Here is a 12,945-nt window from a genome sequence, read left to right as displayed (position 1 = left end):
AACATGGAATTGGATTTGTTTCTATGGATTACATATCCAAACAATTTAATGACAAGCAACAAATTTATTAATTCATCAACCCTTTATTAAAACCTACAAATAGCTTGAACAGGTTTTCATAAACAGTAAAAGGTAATGTTTCTGGTTTGTCGAAAACATCATGATAGGCAGAGATACCACCTTGTGTATAAAAGAAAAAAGCAGGAACTCCTTTTTCTGTAAAAAAATAATGATCGCTATTAGCAGCTTTCCCTCTTGGATTGATTTTAACTAATAACTTATTCATATCATTTACCTGATTTAGCAACGCAAATTCTTTAGGATATTCTGTTGCATTTACCACTGTTGCACCAGTTTCTCCAGTGCCAACCATATCTACATTAATTAGAAATCTAATTTTTTGGAAATCGATTAATGGATTTTCAGTGAAATATTTTGAGCCTAAAATGCCAGCTTCTTCTCCTGCAAAGCAGATAAATGCGATAGTATATTTTTGCGGATTTGCTGCATAATACTTCGCTAAACTTAATAGAAATGAAACTCCACTTGCATTATCATTTGCACCAGGAAAATAAGTGTCTTTGCCCATTCCTCCTAAATGATCATAATGTGCGGTAATTAAAATAACGGAATCAGGTTTTGTACTTCCTTTAACGACAGCGCAAACATTTGCTGCTTTAAATTCTGGCACAAAAATATTTTCAATAGTTGTTTCAATCCTTTTTGGATTTTCATTAAGTGCCGATTTTTTGATTGAAATTTCAGTGTAATCATTTACTTTTTGCGAGACAGACCAAGTCAATTTATCTTTCAAACTCACTAGGATTCTATCCTTGTCATCTAAAAAATTTACACTATCTTTTTGTATTAGATCTGCCGTTGCTTTTACGCCAACACTTGCTTGTCCAACTATAAAATCTTCTCCAGGAATTAGTTTTTTGCCATTAATTTTAAGCTCCATTTGGCCTGGAAAGGTATTTACAGAAAATGAAAAGGGTTGTTTAAAATCATTTCCATCCATAGGTTGTAAGCCAAAAGATTTAAACTGAGATTCGATAAAATCTGCAGCTTTACCCATTCCGTTTTTTGTATAACCTCTGCCCCAAAATTCTTTTGAGGTAAGCGTATTTAATGTTTTACGAGCATATTTTAAATCTTGTGCATAACTAGTTAGACTGGTTAGTAGAATTGAAATAATCAGGATTTTCCGCATAAAATGATTGCTTTGTTGAGCAATATAATAAATGGTTCTCAAACGACCTAAATACAGCAAAGCCGCAGATGTTGAGATTACTTAAGGACAAAATCCAAAAGAAAAATCTACACATTAGCGGCTTATGGTTGCTCGATTTATTATTTAGCTCGCTTTTGCTAAATAGGAATCGATCACTTTTTTGATATTCTCTTTATTTTTAGCTGAGCTCCAGTTTTCTTTTGCTGACTGATCTTCAAGTGTAAAAAATTGCTCATACAACAATTTGTCATCAACTTTTGGAACAAGTTTAAGGTAATTGGTTTCTGCAAAAACTACATCCCATGTTTCACGAGCATCTTTCCAAAACGCTTGTTTCTGTTTCCACCAAGTTTGTGCATAACCAAAAGATTTTGGATCGGTTTTAATAAATTCCTCCATACCTTTTTCCATCGCCAAAAGTTTATCACCGCTTTCAGAACGGATGATTTTTTTATTGTCTTGCTCAAACATCCAACCATTTGCTGTTAAGTAAAGATTGTTGCCGCGATTTAACACATTGTAATCGTTACGCTCTGTATTTTCTCTACGCGGAAGCGGAGAATCTGTATTGCTTTGCCATTGGTGTCTGCCATCCACATGTACCCATGTTCCTATAGCTTGGTAACGTGGACTATCGTCGACTTGGAAAACTTTTTGTGTCCATTTTCCTTTCACATCATTTACAGAAAGTGTTACTTTTTTCCATGCGTTATCCTTATCGTAAGCTAATATTTGAGTGTCTTCATAAGTCCAATCTTCTCTCCAATGTTTAATAACCATGCTATCTCCTCTCATCACCAACAAATGTTGAATGACAATTTTCTTAGGAGAGTCTTCTAAAATAATGGCAATTTCTTTGGCTGAAGAACGATGTCTTTCATGAAACTTATAATCATCATCAGGAGAAAAAGTTTCTGCATAGTTAAAAGTTACTTTGTAAAAACCAGCTAAAGCTTTAATTGCTTCGCGATCTTGATCTATTTTAGTTTGTGCGCTAATGCTTGATGCAAAAAGTAGCAAAACGAATAAGAGGGTCAGTTTTTTCATTTTATATAACATTTAATTTTTTAGATTTTTTCTTTCTTCCGAGCCAAATCAGTACTCCAGTAACTGGCATACTTGCAGCAATTAAGCTTGCAAAAAAGGCTAATATTTTTCCTGGTAAACCCATTACTGCTCCAACGTGGATATCATAATTCATACGAGAAATTTTATCAGCTGCGCTAGCATTTTTAAATTTGCCAAACATGTGTTTTACCTCAATTTCTTTTAATGTATGTTGATCAAAATATTGGTAGTCTGCTTTCCAGTACGTCTCTGGATCTGGGTTTTTAGCAATTTCTATAGCTGCTTTTTCTTTTTCTGGGATATGAACGTCCAAACTTCCCTTAAATGATGGATCTTCTTTTACAAAACGAGCCCAAAGTTCATCTGCAGCTGCTGCATTTAAACTTAAAGGAGTTGTACGCGTAGTATCCGAAAAGGTTTCTTCATAAACTTTCATAGATTCACCGCCAGAACTTACCCAATAAACAGATTTCGCAAACCATTGAAAACCCATTACCATTCCTGATAAAGCGACGAAAATAATAATGAAAGTCATATAAAAACCCAATACGTTATGTAGGTCATAATTAAGTCTTCTCCATTTTGATTTTAACCTTACACTAAAGCGTTGCTTCCTTGCCGCTTTACTTTTTGGCCACCATAAGATTAATCCAGAGATTAATAGAATCACAAAAATCATGGTAGCCGTCGTTAAAATAGGCTGACCAATTTCTTGAGGCAACCATAAATAGTAATGTCCGTTAATTACAATCCTGAAAAAATCTTCACTCATGTCTTTAACTTTTATTACTTCGCCTGTGTATTGATTTACAAAAACGATATAATAATATTCTGGTTCATCATTGTAATAAACTACTTGCGCTGTTCTTCCAAGCTGATAAGCAATGCTATGTGCTTTTTTGTTTGGTAGAGCTTTATCTGCAATTTCCTTTAATTTTGTTGGCGGTAATAATGGATTGTTTTGTACTTCGGTAAAACGATACGTTTGTACTGCGTCTTCTATTTCTCGCTCAAATGCTAAAATGCAGCCAGTTATGCCTAAGAAAAGCACAAACAGCCCGGAAATTAATCCGAGCCACAAGTGCATTCTACCGATCCAATATTTAAAACTCTTCGTTTTTTTCTTTTCGGACATAAAATGATTTAAAATTTATAAGCAACACTAAGGCGGTAGTTTCTTGGCGCCTCTGCTTGCCATGAATAAGCTGGTTGTGTATAATCTGGAGCATTCCAATAATTAGTATAATAAGCACCGGAGAATAAATACTTATCTAAAATGTTAAATGCATTTGCGGTAATTTTTAGGGATTTGTTTTCCCAGAATAAACCACCATCTAATTTGAAATAGTTAGGTAAGTTTTTATTAGCATTAGAGCCATCATAAGTTCCAGTTGCTCTACCAGCTAAATACGTAAAGCCTCCAGAGATTCCAGTTCCTTTTAGTGCTCCATTTTGTAATGTATAAGTTAACCATGCATTAGTGGTATGTTTTGAGAAACCAGGAACAACTTCTCCAACAACAATACTGGTAACCCCTTCAGCAACTTTAGTTACTTTGCCATCTGTATAGGCGTAGTTGGCAATTAATCTTAAACCAGCAGTAATTTCACCTCTTAAATCAAATTCAATTCCCTGGGCTCTTTTTTCCCCAACAATAATGCTAAAAGTTTCACCTGCTTTGTTTTTTGGATCACCTGTAAGCTCATTTTGTTTAAGTATTCTATAAGCAGAAAGTGTTGTATTCCATTTACCATCTAACCAATCTTTTTTAATACCAATCTCATGGTTTGTTCCAGTAATTGGGTCTGGAGTTCCACCATTACGTAATAGCCCACTTTGGGGTGTAAAGGCTTCATCATAAACAGCGTATATAGCTGTGTTTTTATCAAGAGATACACTTAATCCAACTCTAGGTGTAAAATGTTTTGCTTTATCAGAAGGGCCTCCCCAAGCAGATTGACTTACATAGGTATATCTTCCAGCTAAGGTTAAGCGAGCTTTATTATTAAAGAAACCGAGTTCATCTTGTACATAACCGCTAAGGTATTTTTGATCCATTAAACCACCAGCAGCAATTGCTCTTTGTAATAACGGGGTTTCTCTATCAAAATTAGGGTAGCCATTAGATGGGAAACCATAATTAGGATTGTTTAAATCAAATGGAGAAGATGGTAAATCTAAATCATGCGATTGACCCCAATCAGCTAAATAATTTTTCTTTCCACCATCAAAACCTGCAATAATTCTGTGGTTTATTCCACCTGTTTTTGCTTGGCCATTGATGAATAATTGGGCTAATTTCATAGTGCTTTCTGCATCCCAAATACCAACATTTCTAATTACAGTATTATTTGAGTTGATTACAGATGGCCAAGAGCTTGTTCCATTTTGTAAATATTTTGAATAAGCAACTTGAGCAGTTAATTTCCAATCAGTGCTAAAATTGTGCTGTAAGTTCAAGAAAACACTATGATCGTTAATTCTTGTAGGTTGTACACCAGGTTGTGTAAGCGTAAAATTTCTTGGTAATGAAGCATAACCTCCATCTGGTTTGAAAATATAATAAGAACCAACTTCGGTCATTTTTGCATTTTGCAAAGTGTATTCTGCCGTAAGCTTAGTACGATTCGATAGTTGGTAGCTCAAAGATGGAGCAAATGTATATCTGTCATTCTTTTCAAAAGGCCTAAACGAACCTTTAGTTTGCACGGCAGCATTTAATCTAAATAATAATTTGCCATCATTAGTTACTTTATGATCAAAATCTATCGTAGTCCTGTATAAATCGAAACTTCCAACAGTTACCGAAACTTCACCTCTATTAAATCCCGTAGGTTTTTTAGTTACAACATTATACATACCACTTGGATCGCCATTGCCTAGCATAAAGCCGGCAGGTCCTTTTACAAATTCGATATGGTCAACAATACTCATATCTTCAGTTAACGGTCCCCAATAAGAAGAAACAAAGTTGAAACCATTGCGCATTGCTTGGATTTGAGAACCACGCATGGTAATGTTAGTGTATAAATCTCCCCAATGCTCTAATCTTGTTGCACCACTTACATTTTTAATTAAACCATCGCTCATGCTAATAATTTGCTGATCTTTCAATGTTGAATTGCTCACAGTTTGTATGTTTTGAGGAGCTTCTAAAAGCGGCTCATTTAATCTCAGTGAAGCTGAAGGTAAGCTGACTTTATAGCTATTATTTTTACCTGCAATGGTAACGGCATCCAAAACTTGACTATTTTCTGTTAAAACAAAATCAAGTGTTACAGTTTCTCCAGCAGTAATAGATATATTTTTTTCTTGAGTATTAATACCAATGGCACTAACTTTTATAGTGTAGGCACCAGGTTTTACTCTTGGAAACGTGTATTCGCCATTATCATTAGTAACAGCACTGATAGTATTGTTTTTAAAACCGATGTTTACATAAGCTGCGGGCTTGCCATCGGTACTTGTGATTTTGCCTTTAATACTACCATGTTGTTGCGCAAAGACTGACGCAGAAAATAAGGATAGGAGCAAGATAATTGTAAATCGTAGTTGTATTCGCATGATTATTATTTTTATTTGGATTAATTCTAAACAACCGCAAATTAACAACGAAAAAAACTACTATCCAAATTATTTTGAATAATTCTAAATAAGAAACAAAGCAATCGAATTAATCAAACATAATTTTGAAATTACTGTTAGTGATGAGATGAATATTAGATCAAACGAACCCTATTTTTTAATTAAAAATGGAATAAAGCATTCTTATCCTTCATTAAGAGAAGATGTTAATTGTGATGTGCTTATTGTTGGCGGAGGAATTACAGGGGCCTTAATGGCACATGCTTGTATACAAAAAGGTTTTAATACAGTTCTCATAGATAAGCGAGAAATTGCTAACGGAAGCACATCTGCAACAACTGCTATGCTACAATATGAAATTGATATTCCATTATATCAACTCATAAAAAAAATTGGAGCACAAGGAGCGGTAGCAAGCTATCAAGCGTGTAGAGATTCTATTTATCAATTAAAAAAAATAACAGAAGACATTAATTCAAATTGTGGTTTCAAATCTAAAGAATCATTATATTTTGCTAGTAATCCTAAAGATTTAAAGTGGCTTAAAACTGAATTTGAAACCAGAAAACAAAATGGTTTTAAGGTAGAGTGGCTTAATGCTGTTGACATTAAAAATGCATATGGTTTATTGGCAGAAGGCGGGATATTATCTGAAGACGGTGGCAGTATTGATGCATTTTGCTTAACACATGATTTGCTTAGTTATAATGTTAAAAAAGGATTACAAGTTTTTGATAAAACAGAATTAAAAACAGTAAAATATAAAGATGATAGCATTACCGTAACAACACAAACAAAAGCTGAGATTAAGGCAAAAAAAATAATTTATTGCACAGGGTATGAAAGTCAACAAATGTTGCCTAAAAAAATTGTAAAATTGAAAAGCACCTATGCAATGGTTAGTGAATACATGGAGAATTTAAGCGATAACATTTCAAAAACTCTATTTTGGAATACTGATGCACCGTATTTATACTTGCGTAGTACAGAGGATGGAAGAATGCTAGTTGGTGGAGAAGATGAAGATTTTAAAAATGCAATAAAAAGAGATTTATTGTTAGATAATAAACAAGCTAAACTGCTTAAAACTTTTCAAAAATTCTTGCCTGATATAAACTTTATTGAAGATTTTAGGTGGTCTGGCACTTTTGGAGAAACAAAAGATGGGCTACCTTATATTGGCGCCCATCCTAAATTTCCGAACAGCTATTTCTGCTTAGGTTTTGGAGGTAATGGAATTACTTTTTCGGTTATTGGAGCAGATATAGTTACAGACCTTATAAATGGTAAAAGCAATTTATTAGCTCATTTTTTCAGGTTTGATAGATAATCTTATTGGTGTAAAATAACCTGAATGCTTAATGAATGCTCTAAACTATTTGCCGGATTTATTAAACCCCTTGAAATAATAGTGTAATACTTGCCAGCAGTTAAAACAGCATCAGACAATGTTGTTTTAACTGCGCCAGTGCCATCTTTTAAGTCGAAAGAATATGTTCCTGCGGCGATTGTTGTAAACGAACTTGCGGCTTTGTATGCTTTATTTGTAACTAAAGAAATTCCGTTAGTCACAGTTAAATCCAATGCGGGTGCATCTGGTGCTAAATTAATAAATCGAACAAAAGCTTTATCTGTCGAATTTGCACTTACATCATCTGTCACTAATAACCCATCTAAACTACCAGGCCTATCAATTAAATAAAATGTTTGATAAATATTTGGAGTTAAAGAAACACTCTTAGTTAATAAGCTTTCTGCTCTTCCAGCAGTAGTAAATTTTATATTCTGAGTGCCTGCAGTATACTGACCATATTTAATCGATCCTCCAAATGGCAAGGCCGCACTGTTTAGTTTTCCATCATTTAAATAAACATCATATGTAGCAAAGCTAGGCGATGCATTTACAACACTAAAGGCAGCAATATTAGAAGCTTCAACTGTTGTCTTTTTGCAAGAAATCAAAGTTGTGAGGGAAATTAAAATCAATGAAAAATAAATTTTCAACTGAGGTAACTTTTTTAATGGAGTGGTTAAGTAAATCTCTTTCATATCGAAATAAATTAATAAGGATTTTGTGAAAAACTATACGCTAAATTTTTTACGAATCTAGCACATGCAAATATTGGCTTTATCTAAATAAAATCGATGTTAAACTTTGTTAAATGATAATATGTAAAGAACAAGGTATTAAACACATTTTGATCGTTTGTTTAAATATGATCTATTTTAGTCAAGATAGTTTAATAAAACAGGCAAAAAATTCAAAAAAATCAGATTCTTATTGCACAACTCAATTTTTATTTAAACCTTTGCGGCTCAAGTAATTTAATACAGGTTAGCATACAAAATAATGAGCAAGCACATCATCCATAAACTTTCTATTTTAGAAGCAAAGAATATTGCATCTAAAAGCTTGTTTATTGAGCGCTTACGACCCGTATTTTTTATCACTACAAATCGGCAAAATTATACGCCGCGTATTTAGTACATCTTACTAATACCAATGAGGAATTGATCCTCTCTAAAAACCCAATTAACAAGAATATCTTAATTTTTCGTTAGAAAACGAATGAATATTGACGAATTTATAGTCCAGGTAGCCATCCCAGAGCATCGTGTTTTTGCTGAAGAGATTGTGACCGAAATGGCCGAATCTGCTAAAGCTCGAGGTACGGGCATAGCAAAACGCTCGCCTGAGTACATTTCTGGCAAGATGGAAGAGGGAAAGGCGGTAATTGCTTTTCACAAAGATGGTACATGGGCTGGCTTTTGCTATATCGAGACCTGGAGCCATGGACAATTTGTAGCGAACTCTGGCTTAATAGTAAGTCCGCAGTTTAGAAAAGCAGGATTAGCAAATGCGATTAAAAAAGAAATTTTCGGACTATCGAGAACATTATATCCAAAAGCCAAAATATTTGGATTAACTACTGGTTTAGCCGTAATGAAAATTAATTCTGACTTAGGTTACGAACCCGTTACGTATTCTGAATTAACACAAGATGAAGATTTTTGGAAAGGTTGCCAAAGCTGCGTGAACTTTGAAATTTTAAAAAGCAAAGATCGTAAAATCTGCATGTGTACAGCTATGTTGTATGATCCGGCAGAAAAGAAACATGAAGCAGCTAAGAATTTTGCCGAGGAATTGCAAAAAAATCCAACATTATACGAACGTTTTATGCGTATTAAGCAGCGTTTAGTTGTAAAACCCAAATCAGGATTAAAGTCCATTTTTGTATTGTTTACCCTTTTACTTAATAAATAGATGAAGAAGAAAGTTGTTTTAGCGTTTAGCGGAGGATTAGATACCTCATTTTGCTGCATTCACTTGGCAGAAGACCGAGATTTAGAAGTTCATTCAGTAATTGTTAATACTGGCGGATTTTCTGATGAAGAATTGCAAGAAATTGAAAAACGTGCGTATGCTTTAGGTGTGGCATCTCATGCTGTAGTAGATGAAACTGAAAATTACTACAATGGATGTATCAAATATTTAGTGTTTGGTAATGTATTGAAAAATGCAACTTATCCACTTTCTGTAAGTGCCGAACGTGTAAGTCAGGCAACTGCAATTGCTAATTATGTAAAGAAAATTGGAGCAGATTATGTAGCTCACGGAAGTACAGGGGCTGGAAATGATCAAGTTCGTTTTGATATGATTTTTAATATTCTTATTCCTGGAGTTGAAATTATTACGCCGATAAGAGATTTAAAACTATCACGCGAAGCGGAAATAGAATATTTAGCCAAACATGGTGTTGAGTATAGTGCAGAAAAAGCAAGGTATTCAATAAATAAAGGTTTATGGGGAACATCTGTTGGAGGAAAAGAAACATTAACTTCTAACGAAACTTTACCAGAAAGCGCTTGGCCAACCCAAGTTTCGGAAACAGAAGCAAAAAGAATCGAATTAACTTTTGATAAAGGAGAGTTGGTTGCTATTGATGGAGAAAAATTACATCCGGTTGCAGCTATCCAGAACTTACAGGCAATTGCTCAACCTTTTGGAATTGGTAGAGATATTCATGTTGGCGATACGATTATTGGTATTAAAGGACGTGTTGGTTTTGAAGCTGCGGCTCCACTTATCATTATTAAAGCACATCATACTTTAGAAAAACATACTTTGACTAAATGGCAATTAAGTTGGAAAGAGCAGTTGTCATCATTTTATGGAAACTGGTTGCATGAAGGCCAATTCCATGATCCAATTATGCGGAATATTGAAGCATTTTTAACCGATACACAGAAAATGGTGAGCGGTAAAGTGTTTGTAGAATTATTACCATATCGTTTCCAAATCATTGGTATTGAATCTAACCACGATTTAATGAGCAATAAATTTGGTAGCTACGGCGAAATGAATAACGCTTGGAGCGGAGATGATGTGAAAGGTTTCTCGAAAATATTTGGTAACCAAGTAATGATTTGGCATAAAGTTAACGGAGAAGAAGCTTAAATTTTGTCATCCTGAGCTTGTCGAAGGACAATAGATTAAAAATGATAGAAATCCTTTCAAAAGAAAATTGTTCGAACCACTATAAATGGGGAGACAACTGTGACGGATGGAATTTTGTAAGCAAAGCTGATGCAGCAATTAAACAAGAATTAATGCCTGCTCAAACTGCTGAGAAACTACATTTTCATACGTATGCGGAACAATTTTTCTACATTCTAAAAGGACAAGCGACATTTTTAATTGAAAATGAAACAGTTTTGGTCAATGCGAATAAAGGTTTGCAAATAAAAGCTGGCGACAAACATAAAATCTCGAATGAAACAGATCAAGATTTAGAATTTATACTTTTCTCCTATCCATCAACTCAAAATGACAGAACAGATTGTGAATAGTAAAAAAATAAAAGCAGGAATAATTGGTGGGGCCGGATACACCGGAGGCGAAATGTTACGCATTTTAATTAACCACCCGAACGTTGAAATAGCTTTTGTAAATAGTAGTAGTAATGCAGGGAATTTAATTTCTGATGTACATACAGATTTATTTGGCGATACTGATTTAAAATTTACAAGCGATATTCCTCAAGATATAGATGTGCTTTTCTTGTGCGTTGGACATGGTGATGCTAAGAAGTTTTTAGCTGCAAATCCAATTAATGAAAATATCAAAATCATCGATTTATCCCAAGATTTCAGATTAACTGCAAATGCTAAATTTGAAAACCGTGAGTTTATTTATGGGCTTCCTGAACTAAATCATGATGCGATAAAAAGAGCAAAAAATATTGCAAATCCAGGATGTTTTGCAACATGCATTCAATTGGGTTTATTGCCTTTAGCGGAAAAAGGGTTAATTAAAAGTGAAGTTCATATTAATGCTACAACAGGTTCAACAGGTGCTGGACAGAGTTTATCAGCTACTTCGCATTTTAGTTGGAGAAATAATAATCTTTCAATTTATAAAGCATTTGAACATCAACATTTAAATGAAATTGGCGAAAGTCTTTTACAACTACAGTCTTCAATTTCGGAAGCTTTAAATTTCATCCCACAACGTGGTGCTTTTACTAGAGGAATTTTAGCTTCAATGTATTTAGAAAGTGATTTGACTTTGGAAGAAGCGCAAAAAATTTATGAAGATTATTATAACGCTCACCCATTTACACACGTAAGTCGGAAAAACATCGATTTAAAACAGGTTGTTAATACCAATAAAGCAGTGGTTCATGTAGAAAAACATGGCAATAAATTATTTATCATCAGCATTATTGATAACCTTTTAAAAGGAGCAAGCGGACAAGCAGTTCAAAATATGAACTTATTGTTTGGCTTGGAAGAAACAGCAGGTTTGAAATTAAAAGCTGCTAATTTTTAATAACATAGTCATGCTGAGTTTATCGAAACATTTGTAAAAGTCAGATTTTTCGATAAACTCAAAATGACAAAAACTCTTTAAAAAATGAATTTATTCGACGTATACCCTCTTAATGATATAGAAATAACTAAAGCAGCCGGCAGCAATGTTTGGGATGCTAACGAACAAAAATATTTAGATTTATACGGCGGTCATGCCGTAATCTCTATCGGACACACCAATCCTCATTACGTAAAACGCTTAACCGATCAATTAAATAAGGTTGGATTTTATTCTAATTCTGTTAAAATTCCTTTGCAGGTTCAGTTAGCAGAGAAATTAGGGCAAGTTTCTGGTAAAAATGATTTTCAATTATTCTTATGTAATTCTGGTGCCGAAGCAAATGAAAATGCTTTAAAATTGGCATCGTTTTACAATGGAAAAAGGAAAGTAATTGCTTTCTCTGGCGCATTTCACGGGCGTACTTCATTAGCTGTCGCAGTTACTGATAATCCGAAAATTGTAGCACCAGTTAATCAGACTACAAATGTAATTTTCTTACCCCATAATAATGAAGTTGCATTAGAAGAAACATTTAAAGCACAGGGAGATGAAATTTGTGCAGTTATAATAGAGGGCATTCAAGGTGTTGGTGGAATTAAAGAAGCTTCGAAGAGTTTCTTGCAAAAAATCCGTTCACTTTGTGATGAATACAATGCAGTTTACATTGCCGATTCAGTTCAATGTGGTTATGGCAGAACTGGTCAATTTTACTCGCACGATTACGCTGGCGTAGAAGCTGATGTGTACACCATGGCAAAAGGAATGGGTAATGGGTTTCCTGTTGCAGGAATTTCAATTGCGCCAAAATTTAAACCTTGGCATGGAGAATTAGGAACAACATTTGGCGGAAATCATCTAGCTTGTGCTGCGGCATTAGCTGTTTTAGAAGTTATGGAGCAAGATAACTTGATGAAAAACGCCGAAGAAGTTGGTAATTACCTAATTGCTGAATTGAAAAAATTTGAACAGGTTATCGAAGTTCGTGGTCGTGGTTTAATGATTGGAATTGAATTGCCAGAAGAATTAGCGCATGTAAAAAAGGAATTGCTATTTAAACATTTCATTTTTACAGGAGAAGCAAAACCAAACGTAATTCGTTTGTTGCCAGCACTGATCTTAACAAAAGCACATGCAGATGAATTTTTAGCTGCATTTGGTAAACTAGTAAAATAATATTGTTATG

At 34.2% G+C, this 12,945-nt stretch carries 11 protein-coding genes; 6 read left to right on the top strand and 5 right to left on the bottom strand.

All coding sequences use genetic code 11. The annotated features are described in order from the left end of the window. Window positions 1-67 precede the first annotated feature (67 nt). The 4 genes from WC622_RS07890 to WC622_RS07875 form a co-directional block, all read right to left on the bottom strand. Window positions 68-1,213: a M28 family metallopeptidase gene (locus tag WC622_RS07890; protein ID WP_372818917.1), complete on the bottom strand. Its 1,146-nt coding sequence runs from the start codon at window positions 1,211-1,213 to the stop codon at window positions 68-70. 144 nt (window positions 1,214-1,357) lie between these two features. Next, window positions 1,358-2,281 (bottom strand): DUF6607 family protein, encoded by a 924-nt coding sequence (locus WC622_RS07885; protein WP_372818915.1) that lies wholly within the window; start codon window positions 2,279-2,281, stop codon window positions 1,358-1,360. 1 nt (window position 2,282) lies between these two features. Next, window positions 2,283-3,437, bottom strand: coding sequence for a PepSY-associated TM helix domain-containing protein (locus WC622_RS07880; protein ID WP_372818913.1), 1,155 nt, complete (start codon window positions 3,435-3,437; stop codon window positions 2,283-2,285). An 8-nt stretch (window positions 3,438-3,445) separates the two neighbouring features. Continuing rightward, window positions 3,446-5,866: a TonB-dependent siderophore receptor gene (locus WC622_RS07875; RefSeq protein WP_372818911.1), complete on the bottom strand. Its 2,421-nt coding sequence runs from the start codon at window positions 5,864-5,866 to the stop codon at window positions 3,446-3,448. 148 nt (window positions 5,867-6,014) lie between these two features. Between WC622_RS07875 and WC622_RS07870 the strand changes: the two genes are divergently transcribed. Next, window positions 6,015-7,217: an NAD(P)/FAD-dependent oxidoreductase gene (locus WC622_RS07870; RefSeq protein ID WP_372818909.1), complete on the top strand. Its 1,203-nt coding sequence runs from the start codon at window positions 6,015-6,017 to the stop codon at window positions 7,215-7,217. Window positions 7,218-7,219: 2 nt separating this feature from the next. Here the strand turns inward: WC622_RS07870 and WC622_RS07865 are convergent, their stop codons facing one another. Then, entirely contained in the window at window positions 7,220-7,936 is a 717-nt protein-coding gene (locus WC622_RS07865) for a DUF4397 domain-containing protein (RefSeq protein ID WP_372818907.1), read from the bottom strand. 520 nt (window positions 7,937-8,456) lie between these two features. Here WC622_RS07865 and WC622_RS07860 point away from each other — a divergent pair. From WC622_RS07860 to WC622_RS07840, 5 genes are all read left to right on the top strand, one after another. Further along, window positions 8,457-9,152: a GNAT family N-acetyltransferase gene (locus tag WC622_RS07860; RefSeq protein WP_372818905.1), complete on the top strand. Its 696-nt coding sequence runs from the start codon at window positions 8,457-8,459 to the stop codon at window positions 9,150-9,152. Further along, window positions 9,153-10,346 (top strand): argininosuccinate synthase, encoded by a 1,194-nt coding sequence (locus WC622_RS07855; RefSeq protein WP_372818903.1) that lies wholly within the window; start codon window positions 9,153-9,155, stop codon window positions 10,344-10,346. Window positions 10,347-10,387: 41 nt separating this feature from the next. Continuing rightward, on the top strand, window positions 10,388-10,738 hold the full coding sequence (locus tag WC622_RS07850) for a cupin domain-containing protein (RefSeq protein ID WP_372818901.1): 351 nt from the start codon (window positions 10,388-10,390) through the stop codon (window positions 10,736-10,738). Then, window positions 10,716-11,720, top strand: a complete 1,005-nt coding sequence (argC, locus tag WC622_RS07845; protein ID WP_372818899.1) for an N-acetyl-gamma-glutamyl-phosphate reductase — start codon at window positions 10,716-10,718, stop codon at window positions 11,718-11,720. The genes WC622_RS07850 and argC overlap by 23 nt, the downstream gene beginning before the upstream one ends. Before the next feature lie 84 nt (window positions 11,721-11,804). Beyond that, window positions 11,805-12,935 (top strand): aspartate aminotransferase family protein, encoded by a 1,131-nt coding sequence (locus tag WC622_RS07840; protein WP_372818897.1) that lies wholly within the window; start codon window positions 11,805-11,807, stop codon window positions 12,933-12,935. Window positions 12,936-12,945 lie beyond the last annotated feature (10 nt).

The organism is Pedobacter sp. (assembly GCF_041662865.1).
Classification (GTDB): Bacteria; Bacteroidota; Bacteroidia; order Sphingobacteriales; family Sphingobacteriaceae; genus Pedobacter.
This window is presented reverse-complemented; position numbering and strand designations above follow the sequence as displayed.

What these genes read in the sequence shown, in the direction of transcription:
- WC622_RS07875 (WP_372818911.1), bottom strand. Translation starts at nt 5,866, where the DNA reads ATGCGAATACAACTACGATTTACAATTATCTTGCTCCTATCCTTATTT.
- WC622_RS07840 (WP_372818897.1), top strand. Translation starts at nt 11,805, where the DNA reads ATGAATTTATTCGACGTATACCCTCTTAATGATATAGAAATAACTAAA.
- WC622_RS07865 (WP_372818907.1), bottom strand. Translation starts at nt 7,936, where the DNA reads ATGAAAGAGATTTACTTAACCACTCCATTAAAAAAGTTACCTCAGTTG.
- WC622_RS07870 (WP_372818909.1), top strand. Translation starts at nt 6,015, where the DNA reads ATGAATATTAGATCAAACGAACCCTATTTTTTAATTAAAAATGGAATA.
- WC622_RS07880 (WP_372818913.1), bottom strand. Translation starts at nt 3,437, where the DNA reads ATGTCCGAAAAGAAAAAAACGAAGAGTTTTAAATATTGGATCGGTAGA.
- WC622_RS07855 (WP_372818903.1), top strand. Translation starts at nt 9,153, where the DNA reads ATGAAGAAGAAAGTTGTTTTAGCGTTTAGCGGAGGATTAGATACCTCA.
- argC (WP_372818899.1), top strand. Translation starts at nt 10,716, where the DNA reads ATGACAGAACAGATTGTGAATAGTAAAAAAATAAAAGCAGGAATAATT.
- WC622_RS07885 (WP_372818915.1), bottom strand. Translation starts at nt 2,281, where the DNA reads ATGAAAAAACTGACCCTCTTATTCGTTTTGCTACTTTTTGCATCAAGC.
- WC622_RS07860 (WP_372818905.1), top strand. Translation starts at nt 8,457, where the DNA reads ATGAATATTGACGAATTTATAGTCCAGGTAGCCATCCCAGAGCATCGT.
- WC622_RS07890 (WP_372818917.1), bottom strand. Translation starts at nt 1,213, where the DNA reads ATGCGGAAAATCCTGATTATTTCAATTCTACTAACCAGTCTAACTAGT.
- WC622_RS07850 (WP_372818901.1), top strand. Translation starts at nt 10,388, where the DNA reads ATGATAGAAATCCTTTCAAAAGAAAATTGTTCGAACCACTATAAATGG.